The 22,524-nt window shown below is 72.4% G+C and carries 22 protein-coding genes; 11 read left to right on the top strand and 11 right to left on the bottom strand.

Translation table 11 applies throughout. The features are described from left to right. Window positions 1–90: 90 nt before the first annotated feature. A complete protein-coding gene (locus tag ACZ63F_RS08180) occupies window positions 91–1,602 on the bottom strand; it encodes a CehA/McbA family metallohydrolase (protein ID WP_469709689.1) in 1,512 nt (503 codons plus the stop codon). Window positions 1,603–1,756: 154 nt separating this feature from the next. Here ACZ63F_RS08180 and ACZ63F_RS08175 point away from each other — a divergent pair, with 154 nt between their 5' ends. The 3 genes from ACZ63F_RS08175 (at window position 1,757) to ACZ63F_RS08165 (ending at window position 6,053) form a co-directional block, all read left to right on the top strand. Beyond that, the gene (locus ACZ63F_RS08175; RefSeq protein ID WP_469709688.1) at window positions 1,757–2,602 is read left to right on the top strand and encodes an LLM class F420-dependent oxidoreductase; all 846 of its coding nucleotides are present in this window, start codon (window positions 1,757–1,759) and stop codon (window positions 2,600–2,602) included. Between the two features lie 197 nt (window positions 2,603–2,799). Continuing rightward, entirely contained in the window at window positions 2,800–5,385 is a 2,586-nt protein-coding gene (locus ACZ63F_RS08170) for a bifunctional FO biosynthesis protein CofGH (RefSeq protein WP_469709687.1), read from the top strand. Window positions 5,386–5,483: 98 nt separating this feature from the next. After that, window positions 5,484–6,053, top strand: coding sequence for a hypothetical protein (locus ACZ63F_RS08165; RefSeq protein WP_457688486.1), 570 nt, complete (start codon window positions 5,484–5,486; stop codon window positions 6,051–6,053). 193 nt (window positions 6,054–6,246) lie between these two features. On the opposite strand, the gene ACZ63F_RS08160 is transcribed toward ACZ63F_RS08165, so the two are convergent. Next, a complete protein-coding gene (locus ACZ63F_RS08160; RefSeq protein WP_469709686.1) occupies window positions 6,247–6,747 on the bottom strand; it encodes a DUF2165 domain-containing protein in 501 nt (166 codons plus the stop codon). Between the two features lie 149 nt (window positions 6,748–6,896). Here ACZ63F_RS08160 and ACZ63F_RS08155 point away from each other — a divergent pair, with 149 nt between their 5' ends. Beyond that, the gene (locus tag ACZ63F_RS08155) at window positions 6,897–8,324 is read left to right on the top strand and encodes an aminotransferase class V-fold PLP-dependent enzyme (protein WP_469709685.1); all 1,428 of its coding nucleotides are present in this window, start codon (window positions 6,897–6,899) and stop codon (window positions 8,322–8,324) included. A gap of 49 nt (window positions 8,325–8,373) precedes the next feature. Here the strand turns inward: ACZ63F_RS08155 and ACZ63F_RS08150 are convergent, their stop codons facing one another. Further along, a complete protein-coding gene (locus tag ACZ63F_RS08150) occupies window positions 8,374–10,080 on the bottom strand; it encodes an ATP-binding cassette domain-containing protein (protein WP_469709684.1) in 1,707 nt (568 codons plus the stop codon). A 278-nt stretch (window positions 10,081–10,358) separates the two neighbouring features. Further along, window positions 10,359–11,222 carry an MmyB family transcriptional regulator gene (locus ACZ63F_RS08145; protein WP_469709683.1) on the bottom strand — a complete coding sequence of 288 codons (864 nt, stop codon included), beginning with the start codon at window positions 11,220–11,222 and terminating at the stop codon, window positions 10,359–10,361. Between the two features lie 101 nt (window positions 11,223–11,323). On the opposite strand from ACZ63F_RS08145, the gene ACZ63F_RS08140 reads away from it, so the two are divergent. Then, complete coding sequence (locus ACZ63F_RS08140; RefSeq protein ID WP_469709682.1) at window positions 11,324–12,085, top strand: SDR family oxidoreductase; 762 nt, start codon at window positions 11,324–11,326, stop codon at window positions 12,083–12,085. Window positions 12,086–12,178: 93 nt separating this feature from the next. Here the strand turns inward: ACZ63F_RS08140 and ACZ63F_RS08135 are convergent, their stop codons facing one another. Further along, a complete protein-coding gene (locus ACZ63F_RS08135) occupies window positions 12,179–12,580 on the bottom strand; it encodes a hypothetical protein (protein ID WP_469709681.1) in 402 nt (133 codons plus the stop codon). A gap of 261 nt (window positions 12,581–12,841) precedes the next feature. On the opposite strand from ACZ63F_RS08135, the gene ACZ63F_RS08130 reads away from it, so the two are divergent. Then, window positions 12,842–15,226: a tetratricopeptide repeat protein gene (locus ACZ63F_RS08130; RefSeq protein ID WP_469709680.1), complete on the top strand. Its 2,385-nt coding sequence runs from the start codon at window positions 12,842–12,844 to the stop codon at window positions 15,224–15,226. Between the two features lie 27 nt (window positions 15,227–15,253). Here ACZ63F_RS08130 and ACZ63F_RS08125 read toward each other — a convergent pair whose 3' ends face one another. Genes ACZ63F_RS08125 through ACZ63F_RS08115 form a run of 3 tightly spaced genes read right to left on the bottom strand, consistent with a single transcriptional unit; the run spans window position 15,254 to window position 18,118 of the window. Continuing rightward, window positions 15,254–16,276 (bottom strand): SDR family oxidoreductase, encoded by a 1,023-nt coding sequence (locus ACZ63F_RS08125; RefSeq protein ID WP_469709679.1) that lies wholly within the window; start codon window positions 16,274–16,276, stop codon window positions 15,254–15,256. Between the two features lie 10 nt (window positions 16,277–16,286). Further along, window positions 16,287–17,045: a DUF998 domain-containing protein gene (locus ACZ63F_RS08120; protein WP_469709678.1), complete on the bottom strand. Its 759-nt coding sequence runs from the start codon at window positions 17,043–17,045 to the stop codon at window positions 16,287–16,289. A 23-nt stretch (window positions 17,046–17,068) separates the two neighbouring features. Next, window positions 17,069–18,118, bottom strand: a complete 1,050-nt coding sequence (locus tag ACZ63F_RS08115) for an aldo/keto reductase (RefSeq protein ID WP_469709677.1) — start codon at window positions 18,116–18,118, stop codon at window positions 17,069–17,071. A gap of 76 nt (window positions 18,119–18,194) precedes the next feature. Here ACZ63F_RS08115 and ACZ63F_RS08110 point away from each other — a divergent pair, with 76 nt between their 5' ends. Beyond that, on the top strand, window positions 18,195–18,731 hold the full coding sequence (locus ACZ63F_RS08110; RefSeq protein ID WP_469709676.1) for a TetR/AcrR family transcriptional regulator: 537 nt from the start codon (window positions 18,195–18,197) through the stop codon (window positions 18,729–18,731). A 96-nt stretch (window positions 18,732–18,827) separates the two neighbouring features. After that, window positions 18,828–19,511 carry a class I SAM-dependent methyltransferase gene (locus tag ACZ63F_RS08105; protein ID WP_469709675.1) on the top strand — a complete coding sequence of 228 codons (684 nt, stop codon included), beginning with the start codon at window positions 18,828–18,830 and terminating at the stop codon, window positions 19,509–19,511. Window positions 19,512–19,689: 178 nt separating this feature from the next. Here ACZ63F_RS08105 and ACZ63F_RS08100 read toward each other — a convergent pair whose 3' ends face one another. From ACZ63F_RS08100 to ACZ63F_RS08090, 3 genes are read right to left on the bottom strand one after another with little or no spacing between them, the layout of a single operon-like run. Continuing rightward, window positions 19,690–20,064: a nuclear transport factor 2 family protein gene (locus ACZ63F_RS08100; RefSeq protein WP_093501711.1), complete on the bottom strand. Its 375-nt coding sequence runs from the start codon at window positions 20,062–20,064 to the stop codon at window positions 19,690–19,692. A gap of 34 nt (window positions 20,065–20,098) precedes the next feature. Then, the gene (locus ACZ63F_RS08095; RefSeq protein ID WP_352093562.1) at window positions 20,099–20,284 is read right to left on the bottom strand and encodes a DUF397 domain-containing protein; all 186 of its coding nucleotides are present in this window, start codon (window positions 20,282–20,284) and stop codon (window positions 20,099–20,101) included. Then, window positions 20,281–21,093 (bottom strand): helix-turn-helix domain-containing protein, encoded by an 813-nt coding sequence (locus ACZ63F_RS08090; protein WP_469709674.1) that lies wholly within the window; start codon window positions 21,091–21,093, stop codon window positions 20,281–20,283. Before ACZ63F_RS08090 ends, ACZ63F_RS08095 begins: the two co-directional genes overlap by 4 nt. A gap of 113 nt (window positions 21,094–21,206) precedes the next feature. On the opposite strand from ACZ63F_RS08090, the gene ACZ63F_RS08085 reads away from it, so the two are divergent. The 3 genes from ACZ63F_RS08085 to ACZ63F_RS08075 all read left to right on the top strand — a co-directional run bounded on the left by ACZ63F_RS08085 (window position 21,207) and on the right by ACZ63F_RS08075 (window position 22,485). Further along, on the top strand, window positions 21,207–21,647 hold the full coding sequence (locus tag ACZ63F_RS08085; protein ID WP_469709673.1) for an ATP-binding protein: 441 nt from the start codon (window positions 21,207–21,209) through the stop codon (window positions 21,645–21,647). A gap of 233 nt (window positions 21,648–21,880) precedes the next feature. Beyond that, window positions 21,881–22,228 (top strand): DUF6247 family protein, encoded by a 348-nt coding sequence (locus ACZ63F_RS08080; RefSeq protein WP_469709672.1) that lies wholly within the window; start codon window positions 21,881–21,883, stop codon window positions 22,226–22,228. Next, window positions 22,225–22,485, top strand: coding sequence for a hypothetical protein (locus ACZ63F_RS08075; RefSeq protein ID WP_469709671.1), 261 nt, complete (start codon window positions 22,225–22,227; stop codon window positions 22,483–22,485). The genes ACZ63F_RS08080 and ACZ63F_RS08075 overlap by 4 nt, the downstream gene beginning before the upstream one ends. Window positions 22,486–22,524: the final 39 nt, after the last annotated feature.

Raw genomic sequence — 22,524 nt, 5'->3', positions numbered from 1 at the left:
CCCGAACAGACCCCGGACTTTTGAACCCGGCGGGGACTCCCGACCGTAGTCACACGGTCGCGGTCTTCCCGATGCGGCCCACGTGTCGCCTCAGTTCCCCAGGAAGATCGGGTTCGTCAGTGCCGCGAGGGCGCCGGGGACCGTGCCCGCCGCCGTCTCGTGGCGGAGTTCGGCGCGGACGTAGGCCGCGTACTGCGGGGTCGTCTGCCACTCCACCACGCCCGAGCCGGTCACCGGGAGCGGGTCGCTGGTCAGCAGGACGCCCTCGTCGGTGATGAGGCGGACCGTGCAGCGGGGGACGCCGGAGGCCTCCAGCCGGACGGTCACCGGGGTGTCGGGGGCGACGGCGAGGCGTTCGCCGATGCCCGCCCGCTCACCGCGGCCGCCCGTCGCCGTGAAGCTCAGCGTCACGTTCTTCGACTCGGCGATGTAGGAGCGGCCCGCCCGCAGCCCCTCCTGGATCGCCTCGCGGCTCAGGTCATCGGCGAGAACGACGGTCTGGGGTGAGCCGACGGCGTCCGGGTCGCGGTGGGCGTCGCTGTTGCCCATCGCCGGGAGCCACTCCCGGTTGTCGCGGACCGAGGCGACCAGGGTGGCGTCCCAGGCGTTGAGGGCCACCTCGTCGTCGGGGGTGTAGGGACCGTTCCACACCTCGACCGCGTCCGCGTCCCCGAAGCCGAACTTCCAGGCGCAGCCCACGCACGTGGCGTGCGGGTGCGCGGGTACGACGAGACCGCCGGCCTTGTGGATCTGGTGGGCGAAGCGGCCGAACCGGTTGTCGCGGGCCCGGTAGCGCCAGTCGACGAAGGTTCCGGGGTCGGTGCCGAGGGCGACGACGTGGCCGTTCCTCGTGGTGATCTCCTCACCGAGCATGATCAGCAGGTCGTCGCCGGCCTGGTCCGCCCAGTGCGGGTGCGAGGAGTGCGTGTTGTGGTCCGAGGAGTTGATGAAGTCGAGGCCGGCGGCGCGGGCGAGGGCGGCGATCTCGGCCGGGGTGCGGCGGCCGTCGGAGTACCAGGAGTGCAGGTGGCAGTCGCCGCGGTACCAGTCGCGGCCGCGGCCCTTGGCCCGGGCGGGCGGGTAGACGGGGCGGACGGGGGTGCCGGGCTCGCCGTACGTCAGGGTGATGGTCAGCTCGTACGACAGGCCCTGCGGGGCCACCGTGTACGGGCCGAGGGCGATGTACCAGGTGCCGGCGTGGACCGGGCCCGGGATGTAGCCGGGGGTCGCGTCGTCGGCGCGGACGAAGAACTCCGTGCGGGCGCCGCCCGACCAGCCCCGGAAGCCCTTGCCGCCCAGCTCGGTGCCGTGCTGGTCGAAGAGGCCGATGTCGAGCGCGTTGCCCGTGGTGCCGGCCGGGACGCCCGGCCTGTCGTAGGTGTAGGAGACCTTGAGCTCCCGTACGCCGGTGGGTACTTCGACCGGTACGTACACGAAGTCCGGGCAGCCCGGCGGCAGGGTGCCGCTCACGGTCGCCGTCCTCTGGTTCCCCTGGTCCTGGCCGTCCGCCGCCGCGAAGCTCACGCTTCCCAACGTAAGGGCTGTGGCCGCGCCCGTCACGATCAGCGCGCGTCTGCCGATGCCGTGCGTGTCCTCACACATGCCGCTCACTCTCCCCTGTGGACGTGAACTCCCCCGGAAGGACAGGGAATCCACAGACGTCCGTCTGTCATGTGCATAGCCCTGTGAAAGGTGGGGCACGTGATGCCGACCAGTCGGTATGGACATATCGAGCCACCCCCGGTACAGATGGGGCATGCGCATAGCCGTCACGATCTTCCTCACCGACGAGACCGTCGCCCCCGTCCGGCTCGCCCGTGAGCTGGAGGCACGCGGGTTCGCCGGGCTGTACCTGCCCGAGCACACGCACATCCCGGTCGAGCGGACCACCCCGTACCCGGCGGGCGGCGACCTGCCCCGCGAGTACGGCCGCACCCTCGACCCCTTCGTCGCCCTCGGCCAGGCCGCCGCCGTCACCGAGGGCCTCGGCCTCGGCACCGGCATCACCCTGGTCGCCCAGCACGACCCGATCGACCTCGCCAAGCAGATCGCCACCCTCGACCACCTGTCCGGCGGCCGCCTCACGCTCGGCGTCGGCTTCGGCTGGAACGTCGAGGAGGCCGCGGACCACGGGGTGCGCTGGCGGTCGAGGCGGGAGCTGACCCGGGACCGGATGGCCCTGATGCGGGCCCTGTGGGCGGACGAACCCACCGCCTACGAAGGGGAGTTCGGAAGCGTGCGGGCGTCCTCCGCCTACCCCAAGCCCGTCCAGAAGCCGCGCGGGCCGGTGGCCGGGCCGCGCACGCTGGTCGGCGGGGCCGCCGGTCCGAAGCTCTTCGCGCACATCGCGGAGTACGCCGACGGGTGGATGCCGATCGGGGGACGCGGGCTGACCGAGTCGCTGCCGGTCCTGCGGGGCGTGTGGGCCGACGCGGGGCGTGACCCGGCCGCGCTCCAGGTGGTGCCGTACGCCGTCTTCCCGAGCCCCGGGAAGCTCGCGCACTATGCAGAGCTGGGCATCGAGGAGGTCGTGGTGCAGTTGCCTCCGGCGGGGGAGGCCGAAGTGCTGGGGGTGCTGGACGCTTACGGGGAGTACCTGTGAGGGGGCTGCGGTTGTGCGGTCGGGTGCGGGTGCGTGGGGGTTGCTCGCGCAGTTCCCCGCGCCCCTGAGGGGGCGCACTGCGGCGCCCCCTTCTTTCAGGGGCGCGGGGAACTGCGCGGCCGGCCACAGCGCACCGGCACAACCCACCCCCCCGCCACCCCCACGGACCCCACCGAACCCGAACGTATGCTCAGGGAATGACGACTTCCGCGACCCCCGGAACCGGCCCCACCGAGAACTCCATGCGTCGCGCCCTCAAACGCGCCCGGGACGGCGTCGCCCTCGACGTCTCCGAGGCCGCCGTCCTGCTCCAGGCGCGCGGTGCGGCCCTGGAGGACCTCGCCGCGTCCGCCGCCCGGGTCCGGGACGCCGGACTCGAGGAGGCCGGCCGGCCCGGTGTCATCACGTACTCGAAGAGCGTCTTCATCCCCCTCACCCGCCTGTGCCGCGACAAGTGCCACTACTGCACGTTCGTCACCGTCCCGGGCAAGCTCCGCCGGGCCGGGCACGGGATGTTCATGTCGCCGGACGAGGTCCTCGACGTCGCCCGCAAGGGCGCGGCCCTCGGCTGCAAGGAAGCCCTGATCACCCTCGGCGACAAGCCCGAGGACCGCTGGCCCGAGGCGCGCGAGTGGCTCGACGCGCACGGTTACGACGACACGATCGCCTACGTCCGCGCCATCTCCGTCCGCATCCTGGAGGAGACCGGCCTGCTGCCGCACCTCAACCCCGGCGTGATGTCCTGGACGGACTTCCAGCGCCTCAAGCCGGTCGCCCCGTCGATGGGCATGATGCTGGAGACGACCGCCACCCGGCTGTGGTCCGAGCCCGGCGGCCCCCACTACGGCTCCCCGGACAAGGAACCCGCCGTCCGGCTGCGGGTCCTGGAGGACGCGGGCCGCTCCTCCGTCCCCTTCACCTCCGGGATCCTGATCGGCATCGGTGAGACGTACGAGGAACGCGCCGAGTCCGTCTTCGCGCTCCGGCGGGTGGCCCGGTCGTACCACGGCGTGCAGGAACTGATCATCCAGAACTTCCGCGCCAAGCCGGACACGGCGATGCGCGGCATGCCGGACGCCGAACTGGACGAGCTGGTGGCCGCGGTGGCGGTGGCGCGGCTGGTGATGGGGCCGGCCGGCAACATCCAGGCGCCGCCGAACCTCGTCGACAGAGAGTACGAACGGCTGATCGCGGCCGGTATCGACGACTGGGGCGGGGTGTCGCCGCTCACCATCGACCACGTCAACCCCGAGCGGCCCTGGCCGCAGATCGAGGAGCTGGCCGAGAAGTCGGCCGCCGCCGGCTTCGAGCTGCGGGAACGGCTGTGCGTGTACCCGGAGTTCGTCCGCCGCGGCGAGCCCTGGCTCGACCCGCGGCTGCGCCCGCACGTGGCCGCGCTGGCCGACCCGGAGACGGGCCTCGCGGTGCCGGACGCGGCCGTCGTGGGGCACCCCTGGCAGGAGCCGGAGGAGGTCTTCGTCGCCTCCGGCCGTACCGATCTGCACACCGCCATCGACTCCGAGGGCCGTACGTCCGACCGGCGCGACGACTTCGACGAGGTGTACGGCGACTGGGGCGCGCTGCGGGAGGCGGCCGCCCCCGGGATGGCACCGGAGCGCATCGACACGGATGTCCGGGCGGCGCTCAGGACGGCGGCCGACGACCCCACCAGGCTCACCGACGCCGAGGCCCTCGCCCTTTTCCACGCGGACGGCCCGGCCCTCGACGCGCTGACGGGGATCGCCGACGACGTGCGCAAGGCGGCCGTCGGCGACGACGTCACCTACATCGTCACCCGCAACATCAACTTCACCAACGTCTGCTACACCGGCTGCCGTTTCTGCGCCTTCGCGCAGCGCCGCACCGACGCCGACGCCTACACCCTCTCCCTGGACCAGGTCGCCGACCGCGCCCAGCAGGCCTGGGACGTCGGCGCGGTCGAGGTCTGCATGCAGGGCGGCATCCACCCCGACCTGCCCGGTACCGCGTACTTCGACATCGCGAAGGCGGTCAAGGAACGCGTCCCCGGCATGCACGTGCACGCCTTCTCGCCGATGGAGGTCGTGAACGGCGCGACGCGCACCGGCATGTCGATCCGGGAGTGGCTGACCGCGGCGAAGGAGGCGGGCCTGGACACCGTCCCCGGGACGGCCGCGGAGATCCTCGACGACGAGGTGCGCTGGATCCTCACCAAGGGCAAACTCCCCGCCGCCACGTGGATCGAGGTGATTACCACCGCCCACGAGCTGGGCATCCGCTCCTCCTCCACCATGATGTACGGCCACGTCGACCAGCCCCGCCACTGGCTGGGCCACCTGCGCACCCTGGCCGGCATCCAGCAGCGCACCGGCGGCTTCACGGAGTTCGTGACGCTGCCGTTCATCCACACCAACGCGCCCGTCTACCTGGCGGGCATCTCCCGGCCGGGCCCGACGATGCGCGACAACCGGGCGGTGACGGCGATGGCCCGGCTGCTCCTGCACCCCTACATCCCGAACATCCAGACAAGCTGGGTGAAACTGGGCACGGAGGGCGCGGCGGAGATGCTCCGCTCGGGAGCCAACGACCTCGGTGGCACGTTGATGGAGGAGACGATCTCGCGGATGGCGGGGTCGTCGTACGGCTCATACAAGTCGGTCCGCGACCTGGTCGCCGTGGCCGAGGCCGCCGGGCGCCCGGCGAAGCCGCGGACCACGCTGTACGGGCCGGTCTCCGAGGAGCGGCAGCGGGCGGCCGAGGCCTCCGACGGCCACCTGCCGGAGCTGCTGCCGGTGCTGGACTGAGCCGTCGGGCGGGCGGGCGGCGCACAGTACGATGATCCGACCCCTGTGCGAACAGGCAGGGGGCCTCATAGCTCCCACAGCGGAGGAGATGCGTACCCGTGGCTGCCCGACTGCTGCCCTCCTGGGTCTGGGTGTCCGGCCTGACGGCCGGGGCGACGGTCGCCGTCGTCGTCCTCGCCCTCCAGGCCGACAAGGGGCCGCACCCCACGGCCGCGGCGGTCCGCCCGTCAGCGAGTGCGTCGGCGGGCGCCCACCCCTCCGCGTCACCGGCCCCGGCGAAGGCCCCCGCCGTACCGGCGGCCTCCGGCACCGGCCGCCGTATCGTCTACTCGCTCGGCGCCAAGCGGGTGTGGACGGTCGACGCGAGCGACAAGGCCACCCGCACGTTCACGGTGTGGCCGGGGACGGTGAGCCCCGACCCCGGCACCTACACGATCTCCAAGACCCTGGCGGCCACGACCGGCTCGGACGGCGTCCAGATCGAGCACATCCTCTACTTCGCGTCCAAGTCGGGGCTGTCGGTCGCCTTCTCCAACGCGGTCGACGGCTCCTCGCCGCCGCCCGCCGCCGGCAAGCAGACCAGCGGCATCCGGATGCCCAAGGCGGACGGCGCGGCCCTGTGGACCTTCGGCACGGAACCGAACACCAAGGTGACGGTGGTCAAGTAACCGTCAGGCCGTCGTGAGGCGGTCGTGAGGCCTTGTCCGGGCGTCGTCAGGAGAGGGCGCGGAGTTTCCGGGGCCCGCGGAGTCGGCAGGACGGCCGCCCCCTGGACCCCCAGGTCGCCGGACACGCCAAGGCCCTTCTCGACCAGCCGGGCTGGTGGACGGCCGCCCTCCGCGCGGGCCGCGAGGCGGCTGCCTATCCCTCCTGATCGGAGGGGCTCAACTGGACGACGATCAGGGCGAGGCCGGTGAGGACCAGCACCCGGGTCGCCGCGTCCAGGCCGTTCCAGGTCTTGGACTGCCACATGGAGAACCACTCACCGCCGATGCCGATGAACCCGGCGCCGAAGAGCAGGACGAGCATCAGCAGACCGTAGGTGGAGACGCGCCGCGCGCGAACGTTGTCACGGCGGGCCCAGAGCCAGGTGCCGGCGATCAGCACGAGCGCGGCCAGCGTCTCCCACACGATGATGAGGACGTAGGCGGTGTTCTCGAGCCCCTTGTTCGTGATGGCCCGCCACATCAGGTCGTCGTCCCTGAACGTCGTGTCCATGGCCAGCACATGCTGGACGAACGCCTGGTTGGTGCCGAAGTCGGTGATGTTCCCGAAAGCGACGAGGGCGATGTAGAGCGCGACCGTTCCGGTCAGGACGGCAGCGGCGAGCGAAAGCGCACGAGGCGCGTGGGAGGTGGACATGTCACCGTCCTTCCCCGCCGCCGTCGTTCCTCAACCCGGCTGCTCACACGCTCTGTTCGGCAGCGACCGGGCGCCCTGGCGTCGTGCCGCGGCGGCGAACGGATCGTACGCGGATACCTTGGTCGAAGGTTCATGCGAGGGGGGTCCACATGGATACGGCTGACGCCACCGGACGCGGGCACGGCGGGATCGCGGAAGGTCCGGACGGCTTCGCGGAGTTGCGGGCGCGCGAGTTCGGCTACCTCGACGAGGGCGGACACACCTACCTCGACCACACCGGCGCCGGGCTTCCGCCGCGCTCCCTCGTCATGGGCAGTGCCCGGCGGATCACCGGCGGGCTGTTCGGCAACCCGCACTCCGAGAGCCCGGCCTCCCGCGCCTCCGGACTCCTGCTGGCCGAGGCCCGGCGGGCGGTGCTCCGCCACTTCAACGCCGACCCCGACGAATACGCCGTGATCTTCACCCCCAACGCGACCGGCGCCCTGCGCCTGGTCGGCGAGGCGTACCCCTTCGCCCGCGGCGGCAGGCTCGTGATGTCGCTCGACAACCACAACTCGGTCAACGGACTGCGGGAGTACGCGCGGGCGCGGGGAGCCGCGACCGTGTACGTGCCCGGCCTGCGCATCGACGAGAGGCGGCTGCTCGCCGCCCTGTCCGCACCCGGCCCGCGGGACGGCTCCGCCGGCCTGTTCGCCTTTCCCGCGCAGAGCAACTTCACCGGCGTGCAGCACTCGCTGGACTGGATCGCCGCCGCCCAGGCGCACGGCCACGACGTCCTGCTCGACGCGGCCGCCTTCGCCCCGACCAACGTCCTGGACCTGAGCCGCCACCACCCGGACTTCACCGCCGTCAGCTGGTACAAGGTCTTCGGCCACCCCACCGGCATCGGCAGTCTGATCGCCCGCCGTGAGGCCCTCGCCAAGCTGCGCCGTCCCTGGTTCTCGGGCGGCACCATCTACGCCGTCAGCGCCCAGGCCCAGTGGCACGTCCTCGCCGCCGACGAGGCGGCCTTCGAGGACGGCACGGTCAACTTCCTCTCCCTGCCGGACGTGACCGCCGGACTGGCCTGGATCGACGCCATCGGCATGGACCGCATACACGCCCACGTCACCGCCCTCACCCGCCAACTGCTCACCGGCCTGGGCGGGTTGAGGCACAGCGACGGCTCTCCGCTGGTGCGGGTGTACGGCACCGAGCGCGCGGACGCGGACCGCGGCGGCACGGTCGCGCTGAACGTGCTCGGCGCGGACGGCAGGATCGTCGACGAACGCGTCGTCGGCCGGGACAGCGCCGCCCACGGCATATCCCTGCGCACGGGCTGCTTCTGCAATCCGGGCGCCGGAGAGGAGGCGTTCGACCTGCCGCTGACCCGGCTGCTCTCGGCGGCCGACACCCAGGTCGCCTCGCTGGACGAGTACCTGGAGCTGCTGGGGCTGCCGTCGGCGGGCGCCGTCCGGGTCTCCCTTGGCGTCTCGTCCCAGCCCGGGGACATCGAGACGTTCCTGACCTTCGTGGCACAGACCTACCGGGACCGGGTACCGACGGCGACCGGGCTGGCCGCGCGCGAGAGCTGCTGAGGAGCCGGTGCCGCCGAGCCGCCCCGGATCGGGGCCACCGCGCCGGGGATCACCGCCCCGCCCGGCTCCGTGCCGCCCCGTCCCGGCACTTGCGCACCAGGATCACCCACGTCCCGGCCAGGAACACCAGCGCGAAGCCCGCCAGGATCACCCACCCGCGGCTCGCCGGATGCCCGAACGAGTCCCCGTACGACGCCAGCAGCGGCGGGCCGAGCGGCGAGCGGCCCGCCCGCCACAACGGCTCCAGCCCCACCCCGCTGCCCAGCGCCTCGAACGCCCAGCGGTTGGTCATCGCCCAGCTGATCGCCTTCCCGGCCACCGTCATCCGGGGCACCGGCACGAAGGCGCCCGAGAACAGCACCTGGGGGAAGCAGAGCAGCGGCAGCATCAGCGTCGCCTGCCCCGGCTCCGACACCGCCGCCGACGCGAGCAGTCCCAGCGCGAGGGCGGCGGCCGAGGCCAGCACACTCGACGCGAACAGCGAACCGTAGGTGTCCCAGCCCGCCGCGGGCAGCCGGTCCAGAGCGCGCAGCACGACCAGCAACAGCGCGTCCGCGACCGCGAGCACCGGCAGCATGGTGGTCAGCTTCGAGGCGACGTACGGGCCGATCCGCAGCCCGGCGAGCCACTCACGGCGCAGGACCGGCAGCTCGGTGCAGATCTGGAGCAGGCCGTAGGTCAGCCCGAAGAAGAACGCGCCGAACGCGATCCAGAACATGATCATCGCCGAGGAGCCCGGATCCGGTGCCGCCGGATCGAACGCGCCCGCCCGGAACAGCACCGCGAACATCGCCACGATCATCACCGGCGAGCCCGCCAGCACGGCGGCCGAGAGCCGGTTGTGCAGTATCAGCGCGGTACCGCGCCGGGTCAGCAGCGCCCACTGCCCGAGGGCCCCGACACGGTGCGGCCGCGCCGACGGTGACGGGGCCTCGGCAGGCACGTCGTCCTCGGGTACGGACCGTTCGACACGCGCGCCGCCCGCCACCGCCTCGTACACCTCCTCCACGGTGCCGACCCCGAACGCCTCGAACAGGGCGGCCGGTTCACCCGCGTACGCGACCTCGCCGCCGGCGGAGAGGAACACCACCTGGTCGGCGCGGAGCAGATCGGCGAGGACGTGCGTGGTCAGTACGACGGTGGTGCCGTCCTCGGCGAGCGTGCGCAGGGTGCGCAGCAGGGCCGCGCCCGTGACCGGGTCGAGCCCGGACGTCGGCTCGTCGAGGAAGAGCACCCGGGGGCGGGTGAGCAACTCGACGGCGATACTGGCCCGTTTGCGTTCGCCGCCGCTCAGCGCGCGCACCGGGGTCTCCGCCCGCTCCGCGAGGCCGAGCGTCTCCAGCACCCGGTCGACGGTGTCGAGCACGGTTCTGGCCGCCGTGCCCGGAGCCATCCGCAGCCCCGCCGCGTACACCAGGGTGCGGCGCAGCGGCAGTTCGCGGTGGATGATGTCCTCCTGCGGGACGAACCCGAAGTCCGGCCCGGGCGGCCCGGGAGGCGCCCCGTCGTGCAGCACGTCGCCGCCGCTCGGCGCGCTCAGCCCCGCCAGCGTCTGCAACAGCACGGTCTTGCCCGCACCGCTGCTCCCGGCGATCACCGTGAGCTGCCCGGGATCGACATCGACGGATACGCCGTTCAGTATCCGCCCACCCCCGCGGACCTCCCGGCTCACCCGACGCGCCCGGAGGCGCAGGCCGTTGACGCAGGGGGCGGGGGCCTCGACGGAGGGGTGCGGGCGCGGGTGCGGTGTCGACATGAGGGCAGCATGTCAGGCGGGCCCGGAATAGGATCCCCAACTTGGCCGAGTGCGGGCCGACTTCGACGGACGCGCGGGGCGTCGCCCACGAGGTCGCCTGCCGGGTGACCTTCTCGCAGGGCGGGCCCTTCGCCGTCGAACTGTGGGTCGCCCCGCTCGCCGTCCGGTACCTCGGCTCCACGGTCCTGCAGGCGTCGGGCCGGCACCGAGGCCGGCGGTGCTGGACGGTGACGGCCGGCCGGGCGTGTGCCTCGCGTGAGCGGGACCTTCCCGATCGGTCACCGGCCTGGTTCGGCCCGCATCGCCTGTGTGCCCACGACGGCCAGCAGCGCGAGCTTCTCGGCGGTGCCCGTCCCGGCGCGGGGGGTGAACCAGAGCAACCGCTGACGGCGGTCCTCGCTGAAGAGGCTGAGGCAGTTGAGGTCGAGCAGGCCGACGCTGGGGTGGACGATGCGCTTGCGCTCGTCTCTGCGGACCTCGACGTCCTGGTCGGCCCAGAGCGCCTGGAACTCCGGCGACCGCCGCAGCAGCTCGTCCACCAGTTCGGTCGCCTCGGCGTCGCCTGCGCTGCGTCGCCCGACCGCCGCGCGCAGGTCGGCGACGAACGAGCGTGACTGCGGGGCGAGGTCCTCCTGGGGGTAGATCTGCCGCGAGGCCGGGTCGGTGAACCATCGGTGGATGAAGCTCGCCGCGCGGCCCCGGTGCGCGGACAGGTCGCCGAGCATCGCGATCGCGAGCGGGTTCTGGACCAGAACGGTGTGCAGGTCGGTGCTCACCATCGCCGGGGTCCCGTCGATGCGTCCCAGCAGGTCGAGCATCGCCGGGTGGACGTGTGACGCCGTCCCGTCCTGGTGCGGGACCGGGCGGTTCGCCAAGCGGTACAGATGGTCGCGTTCGTCGCGGCTGAGGCGCAGGGCGCGGGCGAGCGCGGCGAGCATCTGGTCGGAGGGCTGCGAGCCGGCACCGCGCTCGAGCTCGGTGTAGTACTCCACCGAGGCGCCGGCCAGCACGGCGACCTCGTCGCGACGCAGACCGGGGACGCGGCGCCGCGGGCCGGGTGCGAGCCCGACCTCCTCGGGGCGGATCCGCTCGCGTCGCGAGCGCAGGAAGCCACCGAGTTCGGAGTACCTCGTGTTCGGCATGGGCACAGCCTCCCTGGGCGGCGCCGTTGATGCCAGGGGATGCCGTCCCCACCTTGGGAAGCAACTGCCGCGGACCCGCGCCGCGGCACAGAGTCGAGGCCATGAACACCTCACTCACCGACACACTCACCGGCTCCGGCTCTCCGTCGGCCGCTGGAAAGACGGTCCTGATCACCGGAGGCACGAGCGGGATCGGCGCCGCGACCGCCCGGCTCCTGCTCGGGCGTGGCCACCGGGTCGCCGTCACCGGGCGCGACCCCGGTCGGCTCAAGGCCTTCCTCGACGAGGCCGGCCACGCGGACCGCCTCCTGGGCCTGGTGGCAGATGCCTCCGACTGGGACGCCACGAACACGGCGGTCACCAGCGCGGTGGAGCGCTTCGGGTCGCTCGACGCGGCCGTCGCGAACGCGGGCGGCGCGTCTGCGGACCACTTCGGGGCGGGCGGTGCCGACGTCATGGACGGCGGCGATCCTCAGCTGTGGGCACCGATGGTGCTCGCCAACGTGCTCGGCCCGGCTCTGCTGGCCAAGGCGGCCCTGCCCCACCTCGAGCGGTCCCGCGGCCGGCTGGTGCTCATCGGCAGCGTGGCCGGGATCAAGAACAGCCCGGGCAACCTCTACTCCGCCACGAAGTGGGCAGTGGTCGGCTTCGCCGAGAACCTCCGCCTGCACGCCACGGCCCGGGGCATCGGGGTCACGGTCGTGAACCCGGGCCTGATCGACACCGCGTTCTGGCACGGTCAGGTTCCGCCCATCGCGATGAGCCCGGATTCGGTGGCCGAGGCGATCGGCTTCGCGCTCGACCAGCCGGCCGGCGTCGACCTCAACACGATGACGGTCCGTCCGGTCGGCCAGCCCGTCTGACCCCAGGTCCACGAGCACGGCCCCGGCAGGTCCCCGGCCGATCTGCGCCGTCTGGAGCCCCGGGCGTCGGTATCGGCGGACCGGGGGTGCGGCCTACCGGGAGGGGCTTGGCGCGGAGCTGTCCACCGGCCGGGCTCGGATCCTGAGGAGCAGCGCCGGGCCGGCGCCGAGGGCGAGCAGTCCGGCGGCCAGCAGGAGCCACGGGTTGAGCAGGCCCTCGGTGCAACTGCTGCCGCCGGCCGAGGTGGTGCAGTAGGTGCCGGGGCCGTGCCGGTTGAGGTAGGCGAGCAGGAACAGCGGCAGGCTCGCCCCCGACAGCAGGCCGGGCAGGCCCAGGCGGGTGTCCCGGCGCGTGGCCAGCGCGAGGGTGCCGGCGACGGGGATCGGCAGGATGAAGATCCCGATCGACAGCACGGTGACGAGGGCCAGCAAGTAGCAGGCTCCCGTCAGAAACCATCCGGTGAAGAGCAGCCAGGCGCGTCTGGTGCCGGTCATGCCGTCTTCTCTCGTTCGAAGATGTCCGGGAGGGAGGCGCTTTTCCCAGTGTTTGAGCGGTCGCTCAAAAAATAGGAGTCACCGCCGGCCCCGGGCAAGAGACCAAAACCAGCCAGTGATCGACACCCGTCGAGCCGTCGCGCCGTCGAGCTGTCGAGCCATCGCGCCGGCGATCCGTCGAGCCGTCGATCCGGCGGCTCCGTCCGGGCGCAGGGGTGTCTCTGCCAGACTCGTCGTGGGCCGACTGCGGGGGAGGCGTGGATGGGGTCGACACGGCCGTCGATGCAGGAGCTGATCGGGCGGCGCCGGAGGGCCGGGTTCGTCGGGCGGGCCGAGGAGCGGGCCGCGTTCCGGCGCAACCTCTCGCTGCCGCCCGAGGACGAGCGGCACCGGTTCCTGTTCCACGTGCACGGCGACGCGGGCGTCGGGAAGACCCGGCTGGTACGGGAGCTGGAGCAGATCGCCCGGGAGGCCGGGGCGCTGACCGCGTACGTCGACGAGGGGGTGGCCGGCGTGGCCGAGGCGCTTGCGGTGATGGCCCGGCAGTTCGCGGCCCAGGGGCGGCGGTTCAAGGAGCTGGAGCGGCTGCTCGCCGCGCACCGGGAGCGCCTGCACGAGGCGGAGACCGCCCTGGCGACGGTCGGGCCGGAGGAGCGGGAGGGACCGTCGGCGGGGAGCCTCGCGGTGGCGCGGGCGGCCCAGGTGGGACTGGGGATGGTGCCGGTGGCCGGTGCCTTCGCCGCCGCCCTGGACACCGACCGTCTGGCCCAGGGTGCCGACCGGCTCCGGGCCCGCTTCCGCAGCCAGGAGGACGCCCAGCTGGTGCTGTCACCCGAGCGGGTCCTCACCCCCGTCCTGCTGACGGAACTGGCCGCCGCGGCCGACGGCGTGCCCTGGATCGTCCTGCTCCTCGACACCTATGAGCGCACCGGCCCGTTCCTCGACCCCTGGCTGCACGACGTGATGACCACCGACCGCCATGGCGCGCTGCCCGCCAACGTCGTCGTGGTCACCTCCGGCCAGCACCCGTTCGACACGGCCCGCTGGGGCAGCTTCGCGGACTTCAGGACGGACCTGCCGCTCGGGCCGTTCACGGAGGAGGAGGCCCGCGGGCTGCTCGCCGACAAGGGGGTGCGGGACGAACCGGTGGTCGCCGAGGTGCTGCGGCTGACCGGCGGCCTTCCGGTGCTGGTCTCCACCCTGGCCGAGTCCGGGCCCGTCGGCACCGGGAACGTCGGCGACCCGAGCGCCACGGCCGTCGACCGGTTCCTGAAGTGGGAGCGGGACCCGGTGCGCAGGGCGGCGGCGCTGGCGGGCGCGCTGCCCCGGCGGCTCGACGAGGACGTCTTCCGCTCCGCCGTGGACTGCCCGGAGGAGCAGGCGGACGCGCTCTTCGCCTGGCTGCGGGGCATGCCGTTCGTCAGCGAGCGCGGCGGGCTGCTGCAGTACCACGACGTCGTACGGGCGCCGATGCTCCGGCTCCAGCGACTGCGCTCGCCCCAGGGCTGGACCGAGCGGCACACCCGGCTCGCCGAGGCGTACGGCAGGCGGCGCAGCGAGGCCGGGACCGGCCTGCGGCCCGACGAACTGTGGGCGGACGCCGGGTGGCGGGACCTGCGGCTCGGCGAGTCGTACCACCTGCTGTGCGCGCGGCCCCGCGCCGCGCTCGCCGGGGCCCTGGCCGATGTGGTCACCGCCTGCGGCTACGGCGACGACGCCGTACGGCCCTGGGTGCGGCTGCTGGCCGAGGCGGGCGAGGACTCGGCCGCCGCGGCCGTACGGGCCTGGGGCGACGATCTCTCCGGGGCGCTCGCCGGCGGCGGGCTCGCCGGACTGCTCGGGCTGCTGCTCGGCCGCGCCCGGGGCGACGAGCCGTGGCGGGCCACGGCCTGGGCGCTGCGGGCCGACGCGCTCGCCCGCGACGGCGAGCCCGAGCGGGCCCTTGAGGAGTACGAGCACGCGCTCGCCCTGGACCCCGCCCTGGTCCGGGCCCACCGCGGCCGGGCCGTCACCCGGGGCGGGACCGGCGACTACGAGGGCGCGCTCGCCGACCTCGACCGGGTGCTCGAACTGGAGCCGGACAACCCGTGGAACGTCATCCTGCGCGGCGAGCACCACCGGCTGGCCCGCCACCACGACGAAGCGGTCGCCGACCTGACCGAGGGCATCCGGCGCGACCCCACCAGCGAGTTCGCCTGGGCCTCCCGCGGTGCCGCCCACGAACGTCACGGCGACCTCGACACGGCCCTCGCCGACTTCGAGCACGCGCTGGGACTCAAGCCGGACTACGCCTGGGCCCTCGCCCGCCGCTCCCGCGTCTGGCGCGGCCTGGGCGACCCGGCCCGCCGCCTCGCCGACCTGGACCGCGCCCTCGCCCTGCAGCCCGACTGGGCGTGGGGCCGCTGCGAACGCGGCGACGCGCTGCGCGTCGCCGGCCGCGACGAGGAGGCCGTGGCCGACTACGACCGCGCCCTCGAACTCGACCCCGGGTACGCGTACGCCTACGCCAGCCGAGGCGTCTCCCTGTCCAACCTGGGCCGCCACGAAGAGGGCCTCGCCGACCTGGACCGGGCCCTCGCCCTGCAACCCGACTACCCCTGGGCCCTGGAACACCGGGCCGCGATCCGGCAGCGCATCACCCTGTGAACGCGGTCAAGCGCGCCGCCGTCCCGGTCATCGGCCGATGCCGTGTGCAAGGAGACTCTCGGCGGTCTCGGCGATGGTGTCCTCGATCGGACGGGCCCGCCATCCCAGGAGCCGCTCGGCCTTGGCGCTCGTGGCGTCGAGATCGCGGCCGAGCTGGTGCCTGAGCAGTCGCAGTTCCGGGTTCACGACACTCAGCGCGCGGGTGAGCCGGACGGGCAGTTCGCGGGTCGGGGCCTTCGCTGCGCGCTCACCCAGGCGGTCACGCAGGATGCGGGCTATCTCGACGACGCGCAGGCTGTGCCCGGCGACGGCGAGGAAGCGCTCGCCGGCGGCCGCCGGATCGGTCATCGCGCGCACGTGCAGGTCGGCGACGTCGCGCACATCCACGTAGCCCATTCCGAAGGGCGGGCACGCCGGCATCCGTCCTTCGAGCATTCTGCGCACCAGACGCAGGGACGGCGGGTCGTCCGGGCCGAGCAGGGGGCCGAAGACGCCCACGGGATGCACCGCCGTCATCTCCAGACCGTCACCTTCCTCTTCGACGAACTGCCAGGCGGCACGCTCGGCCAGCGTCTTGGAGCGCTGGTAGGGCGGGATGTCGCTGTCGAGGTCGGTCCAGTCCTCCTCGGTGAACGGGGTCGAGCGAGGAGGGTGCCCGATCCCGATGGCGCCGAAGGCACTGGTGAGGACGACCCGGCGGACTTTGGCGTCACGGGCGGCGCGCAGCACTCGTACGACGCCCTCCCGTGCCGGGACGACCAGGTCGTCGTCGTTCGCCGGGGTGTGACGCAGGGTCGGGGAGGCGACGTGCAGGACGTAGTCGCAGCCGGCGACGGCGTCGTCCCAGTCCTCGGGGTGTTCGAGGTCGGCGCGTACGACCGTGAGGCGGTCGTCGTCGAACGGACCGGCCGCGTGGAGCCAGGAGCGCAGTGCCGGTTCACGCCGCAGGTCGCGGACCGTGGTGCGTACGGTGTGCCCGGCTTCGAGCAGGGTCAGGACGCACCAGCTGCCGATGAATCCTGTTCCTCCGGTGACCAGTACCTGTGACATCTGGGTCTCCTCAGCGCGCGATGTGCGCATCGAAAGGGGGCAGCTGGCGCGTCGCGTGGCGACGTGGGGCGGAAGCGGCCAGGCCGCTTCCGAGGAGGGCGTGGCCGATCATGATCGGGTAGATCACGGCACGTTCGAACATGCCGACGTTCCACATCCAGCCGGTGAGGACGTCGGCCATGAAGAGCGGGAACGCGATCAGTCCGAAGGTGCCGAGTACGACGCTCGCGACCGACCGGCCCCTGCCGAGACCTGCGCGGGCTCCGTTGGCTCCGACGACGATCGCCATGGTGTTGCCGGCGAGCATGACGGTCTGCGCGCCGAGGGTGTGGAACGCGATGAGGCCGTTGTGGACGTTGGCGTTGGAGCCCTGGACGGTGCCGACGAGTGCGACTCCGATGCCGGCGAGGACGGCGAGGGCCAGGACGACGACCGGGCGGGTGCCCCTGCGCGGGTCGAACACGAGGAACGAGCCGACGATCAGGAGGACGCCGTAGAGGACCCAGCCGGTGTCCATGACGGCTCCGAGGGGGGAGTTCGCGACCTGCCCGAACGCGGTCTGGGCCGGACCGGTCAGGCCGAGGTGGCTGACCCAGTTGTAGAGGGGTGAGTACGGCGGGTCCTGCCAGGCGGCGGCGGTGACGAACTCGGCGAGCCAGGACACGAGCGGGCCGAGCAGGATGAGGAGGCCTCCGGCGTGGGCGGCGGCGCCGGATCGGACGATGGGCGTCGTGGCCTTCGTGGCCTTCGTGCCCTTCGTAGCCTTCAAGCGTTTCGTGGCCTTCATGGCCTTCATGACAGGGCCATTCCGGGGACGCGCCGGCGGATGGCCTCCATCTCGGCTTCGTCCGAGACACCCTGCCAGTCGTACCGCGGCGTGTACGGAGCCTCCAGGGCGCGCACCTCGTCGTCGGTGAGCCCGACGTCCAGGGAGGCCACGGCCTCGTCGATCTGCCGGATCGAGCCGGCGCCGACCAGCGGTGCGGTGACGACCGGCTGACGTCGCAGCCAGGCGAGTGCGACCTGCGCACGGGTGACGCCGCGCGCGTCCGCGACCTGCCCGACCGCGTCGACGATCGCCTTGTTGGACGCCTCCTGCTCGGGCGAGTAGAGGAGGTCCGCGTACGCTCCGTCCGTCTCCGCGCGCGCTGTGGCGCGGGCGTCGTCCCACCCGCGGGCCAGGCGTCCGCGCGCCAGGGGCGACCAGATGACCGTGCCGACACCCTCGTCCAGGCACAGCGGGATCATTTCGCGCTCCTCCTCGCGGGCGAGGAGGTTGTAGTGGTTCTGCATCGACACGAAGCGCGCCCAGCCGTTCTGCTTCTGCAGGTGCAGGGCCTTGGCGAACTCCCATGCGTGCATGGACGAGGCGCCGAGGTAGCGGACCTTGCCGGCCTTCACGAGGTCGTTGAGCGCTTCGAGCGTCTCCTCCCAGGGGGTGGAGCGGTCGTTGCGGTGGATCTGGTAGAGGTCGATGTAGTCGGTTCCCAGGCGGCGCAGGGAGTGGTCGACCTCCGTCATGATCGCCTTGCGGGACAGTCCCCGCCCGTTCGGCCCGAGGCGCATCGGGTGGCGCAGCTTCGTGGCGATGACCACGGCGTCGCGGTCGGCGTAGTCCTTCAGCGCGCGGCCGAGGATCTCCTCGCTGGAACCGTTGGAGTACATGTTCGCGGTGTCGAAGAAGTTGATCCCCGCCTCCACCGCGTGCCGGACGAGCGGCCTGGCCTCCTGCTCGCCCTTCGACCAGACGGGGTGTCCGCGGTCGGGCTCGCCGTAGGTCATCGCGCCGATCGCGATCGGTGACACGTCCAGGCCTGTGGTGCCGAGCTTGATGTAGTGCATGACGCCCCTCTAAAGTAAGTGGAGAGCTCTCCGAATAACGTAGTGGAGAGTTCTCCACTTAGCAAGGTGAGGTCCCGTGGTCCGTTCAGACGCTCGCGAGAACCGGGCACGCATCCTCGCGGCCGCCCGCGAGGCGTTCGGCGAGGACGGCAACGCCTCGATGAACCAGGTGGCCCAGCGCGCCGGGGTCGGGGCGGGCACGCTGTACCGCAACTTCCCCACCCGCGAGGCCCTGGTGCTGGCCGTCTACCAGGACGAGGTGGCACGCATCACCGGCACCGTGCCGGACCTGCTGGCCGAGATGCCGCCCCTGGAAGCACTGCGCCACTGGACGACCGACCTGGTCGAGGCCATGCGCAAGAAGCACGGCCTGGGTGACGCCCTCAGCGCCGGGGCGCACCAGGCGATCGCCGAGGAGAGCTACGGCCCCGTCATCGCCGCCCTCACCCAGCTCCTGGACGCCGGCAAGAAGGACGGCACCGTCCGCCAGGACGCCGACCCCGGCGATTTCCTCCAACTCACCGGAGCGCTCTGGCGCGCCGCGTCCACCCCTGAAGACCGGGCCCCCCGCATGCTCGGGCTCATCCTCGACGGCCTGAGCACGCACCGGTAGACACGTGAGCGCGCTGACGCGGCGCGACGGACCGCCGTTTTGCCGGACCGGCAACAGAAGTGGCAGACCGGGACCCCGCCGGGCGACGGTGGGCCCGTGGCCGACAACGACATCGCAGCAGAATCACCCGCGTCCGGCATCCCCGGGCCTGCCGACGGATACCTCGGGGACCCCGCGGTGCGGGCGGAATGGGACAACCGGTACTCCGAACGACAGCAGTTGTGGAGCGGCCGGCCCAACGGTGCGCTCGTGACCGAGGTCGCCGGACTCACCCCCGGCCGGGTCCTCGACGTGGGCTGCGGCGAGGGCGCGGACGCCATCTGGCTCGCGCGGCACGGCTGGGACGTGACCGCGCTGGAGGTCTCCGGGGTGGCACTGGAGCGGGCGGCAGGACACGCGCGGGACGCCGGCCTCGCCATCGACTGGGTGCACGCCACGCTGGCCGACGCGATGCTCCCGCCGGCCTCCTACGACCTGGTGTCAGCGCAGTACCCGGCCCTGCTGCGCACCCCCGACGCTGCGGCGGAGCGAGCGCTGCTCGCCGCCGTCGCGCCCGGCGGCGTCCTGCTGGTCGTGCACCACGCCGGGATGGAGACCCGGCAGGCGCACGACAGCGACTTCGACCCGGCGGACTACGTGTGGCCCTCGACGGTCGTCGGCCTCCTCGACGACGACTGGGAGGTGCAGGTGCACGAACAGCGCCCCCGCGAGGCCCCCGACGGCGGCGCCGGCGCCCACCACACGGACGACCTGGTCCTGCGCGTACGCCGACTGCGCTGAGGGAGGGCCGGCTCACCACGGCCGGTCCGTGAGCCGCGAGAGGTCGCGACAGGCAGCGGTCACGGTGTCACCTCCGGCTCGGGCCGCGGCGATGCGGTCATGCCGCTCCCGCACCGCGGGCTCGTGGCTGCACCGGCAGGTGAACACCGCCTGCCCGGCGAACCCGCCCCTGAACGGCTCAGGAGGCGGACCCGATCTCCCCGGCGAAGACGATGACCTGGTCGATGAGGCTCCGGCGCAGGTGCACGACGTCCGTTCCGGCCAGGTGGGGGCCGCCGTCCGGGGTGGTGAAGACCCACCGGTACCGGGCCCACTCGTCGGGCATGTCCACCGCCGAGCAGCGCACCATCGTCCCGGTCCCCGCCGGATGGCGCCGGATGTCCAGCACGAACCGCTCGACCGCCTCGATCCCCTCACTGCGGCCGAGCGGCCCCCAGAAGACCACGTCCGAGGTCAGGGCCTGGGAGAGCAGGGCGGTCACATAACTGTCGTCCGAGGCGTTGAAGGCGGAGATGAACGTGTCGATCGCGGACTGTGCGGTCTCTTCCTGCATGCACCAGTCATACCAGCCGCTCCGCGGACGGCGCTCAACGCCGGGCGAACGCCAGGAAGTCGACCCACGAGGCGTCGGTGAAGGTGAGCCGTGCGCCGTCCTTGTCCTTGGAATCGCGGACGTGGACGGTGGTGGCGGTTGCGGGGGATATGGCGACCTCGACGCACTCGGGGCCGTCGTTGCTGCTGTAGCTGCTCTTGAACCACTCAAGGGCGGTCATGCCTTTTCTCCCAGCGCTTTGTCGATGAAGGCCAGCGACTCCCGAGGCGTGAGAGCCTGCGCTCGGATCATTCCATAGCGCATTTCCAGGATCTGTACCTCTCTGGGATCGCTGATCATGCGGCTGTGCAACTGGGCCTCCGAGTGACCGAGTGTCTTGCCGTCTCGGAGCTTCACCAGCTGGAGCGAGCCGCCCATACCCGCGTGGTCCTCGCGGTCCGTGGGCATCACCTGAATGGTCACGTGCCTCAACTTGCCGACCTCCAATAGGTGATCGAGCTGTTGCCGCAGCACCAGTCTCCCCCCGATGGGCCGTCGCAGCGTCACCTCTTCAAGGACGAAGGTGAGTTCCGGCAGGGGTGCACGTTCGAAGACGCTCTGCCGTGCCATGCGAGCGGCGACCTGGCGCTCGATCTCGTCCTCCGGGTAAGCAGGCCGACGCATGGCGAACAACGACCGCGCGTACTCCGGTGTCTGGAGCAGGCCGTGCATGTTGTGGTTGGCGTAGGCCCCCAGTTCGACCGCCTCACCCTCCAACTTCGCCAGATCCCGAACCTTCTTCGGATACCGAGCCCGCTCCACGTCCTCCTTCATGAACGCGAGCTTCCCGCCCGCCCCCAGCACCTCGTCGGCCTTCTCCAGGAAGTCCGGCTTGGGGATGCGCCGGCCCCGCTCCACGGCCGACACCATCTCCTCGCTGTAGCCGATGGCGGCGCCGAGTTCGGCCTGCCGCAGCCCGGCGGCCTCCCGCCACGCCTTGATCTGCCGCCCGACCGCCCTGAGTACGGCCTCGGCCTCCTCGTCCTCCACACCCGCCCCTTCCGACGTACGACCCGTACGACCCCGCTCGGCACCCGGACAGTGACGCTCTGTGCCGGGAACATTGCTGTTCAGGGTAGGGACGGGCGACCACGCTGGGTGACATGACCCAGAAATCCGTCCCGCAAATCACCGTTCCGGCGCGCCACTTCGCGGTTCAGTTGTCCGCTACCCGAAGAGGTGCTCGACTCGCGAGACTGTTCACGGAACGCCAACTCGACGAGTGGGGACTGCCGTTCGCGGAGTCGGCCACGCAGGTCGTGGCCGAGCTGGCGTCGAACGCGGTGCTGCACGGGCGCGTGGCGGGACGGGACTTCCGGCTGGGGCTACGGCTGTACGCCGACCGCACGCTCCGTATCGAGGTGACCGACGCCCGGGGCGACCGCATCCCGCGCTTCCGCGATCCGGGGACCGGGGATGCCGAATCGGGGCGCGGCCTGCTGATCGTGACGGCGTACGCCGACCGTTGGGGTGTGGACGAGGCCCCGGCCGGTTGCAAGGTCGTGTGGGCGGAGCTGGGGGCACCGGGTCGTGGCGGCCCGTGACCCAGGCGTTCCCGACGCCAAAGACAGGGCGGTCATTCAGACCTGCGACGGCTGCGAGCGCGCGTTCCGCGCTCCGGAGCCGGGGCCGTGCCGCGACTGCCGCGCGGTCGGCGCGGTCGCCTGGAAAGGACGAGGCGCGAGCCGTGAGCTCGATGACGGGCGTCGCCAAGGCGCCACCCCGTCGGGTGTCCGGGTACCGTACGAGGACCGCGCCACCCGCACCGGAGGCCACCGTGAGTGCCCAGACCGACGGCCCGATCGAACCGCTGATCCCCATGCCCGAACTCACTCCGGATGCTCTGCGGGCCGCCGTCGCGCGGATCGCCCCGAGCCGGATCCCGGCCCTCACCCAGCACCTCTTCGAGGCCACGACGAACGCGCAGCAGACCCAGAGCCTTGCGCCGCTGCGAGCCTTCGTGCACTCGTGGGCGGTGTTCGTGGCGATCCAACGCCATCCGGAACGTGCCGCCCGCCTGCGTGAGCTGGAGCGGATCGTGGACGCGGGCGAGCAGGACCCGGCGGCCGCCATCAGGGAGATCCAGGCCATCCGGGAGACGGCTGAGGCGGAGGCCGGGCTGTGACGGACTGGGCCTGGGACTACAACCCGAGTGCCGAGTACGTCACGGATGGCCTGCCACCCGGAGTGCTGGCTGAGGTGGAGCGCCTTGCAGCCGAGCTGGCTGCGCTGGGACAGGACGCCGTGAAGGTCGGCAGGCCCCTCGACCGAGAGGGAGGGCTGCGTGAATTCGACATCCTGGGTGGTCGGGGGTTCATCAGTTTCCTGCCCGTGCCCCGCCACGAGTGCGTCTACGTCTGCAACGTCACCTGGTACGGCTGACCCCTCTCTCCCCGTCCGACCTGGCCGAAAGCCGACCAC

Source organism: Streptomyces sp. NPDC104761 (assembly GCF_055583445.1).
Note: the sequence above shows the minus strand (reverse complement) of the source record. Positions and strands in the feature narration are given on the sequence as shown.

What these genes read in the sequence shown, in the direction of transcription:
- ACZ63F_RS08180 (WP_469709689.1), bottom strand. Translation starts at nt 1,602, where the DNA reads ATGTGTGAGGACACGCACGGCATCGGCAGACGCGCGCTGATCGTGACG.
- ACZ63F_RS08175 (WP_469709688.1), top strand. Translation starts at nt 1,757, where the DNA reads ATGCGCATAGCCGTCACGATCTTCCTCACCGACGAGACCGTCGCCCCC.
- ACZ63F_RS08170 (WP_469709687.1), top strand. Translation starts at nt 2,800, where the DNA reads ATGACGACTTCCGCGACCCCCGGAACCGGCCCCACCGAGAACTCCATG.
- ACZ63F_RS08160 (WP_469709686.1), bottom strand. Translation starts at nt 6,747, where the DNA reads ATGTCCACCTCCCACGCGCCTCGTGCGCTTTCGCTCGCCGCTGCCGTC.
- ACZ63F_RS08155 (WP_469709685.1), top strand. Translation starts at nt 6,897, where the DNA reads ATGGATACGGCTGACGCCACCGGACGCGGGCACGGCGGGATCGCGGAA.
- ACZ63F_RS08150 (WP_469709684.1), bottom strand. Translation starts at nt 10,080, where the DNA reads ATGTCGACACCGCACCCGCGCCCGCACCCCTCCGTCGAGGCCCCCGCC.
- ACZ63F_RS08145 (WP_469709683.1), bottom strand. Translation starts at nt 11,222, where the DNA reads ATGCCGAACACGAGGTACTCCGAACTCGGTGGCTTCCTGCGCTCGCGA.
- ACZ63F_RS08140 (WP_469709682.1), top strand. Translation starts at nt 11,324, where the DNA reads ATGAACACCTCACTCACCGACACACTCACCGGCTCCGGCTCTCCGTCG.
- ACZ63F_RS08135 (WP_469709681.1), bottom strand. Translation starts at nt 12,580, where the DNA reads ATGACCGGCACCAGACGCGCCTGGCTGCTCTTCACCGGATGGTTTCTG.
- ACZ63F_RS08130 (WP_469709680.1), top strand. Translation starts at nt 12,842, where the DNA reads ATGGGGTCGACACGGCCGTCGATGCAGGAGCTGATCGGGCGGCGCCGG.
- ACZ63F_RS08125 (WP_469709679.1), bottom strand. Translation starts at nt 16,276, where the DNA reads ATGTCACAGGTACTGGTCACCGGAGGAACAGGATTCATCGGCAGCTGG.
- ACZ63F_RS08115 (WP_469709677.1), bottom strand. Translation starts at nt 18,118, where the DNA reads ATGCACTACATCAAGCTCGGCACCACAGGCCTGGACGTGTCACCGATC.
- ACZ63F_RS08100 (WP_093501711.1), bottom strand. Translation starts at nt 20,064, where the DNA reads ATGCAGGAAGAGACCGCACAGTCCGCGATCGACACGTTCATCTCCGCC.
- ACZ63F_RS08095 (WP_352093562.1), bottom strand. Translation starts at nt 20,284, where the DNA reads ATGACCGCCCTTGAGTGGTTCAAGAGCAGCTACAGCAGCAACGACGGC.
- ACZ63F_RS08085 (WP_469709673.1), top strand. Translation starts at nt 21,207, where the DNA reads ATGACCCAGAAATCCGTCCCGCAAATCACCGTTCCGGCGCGCCACTTC.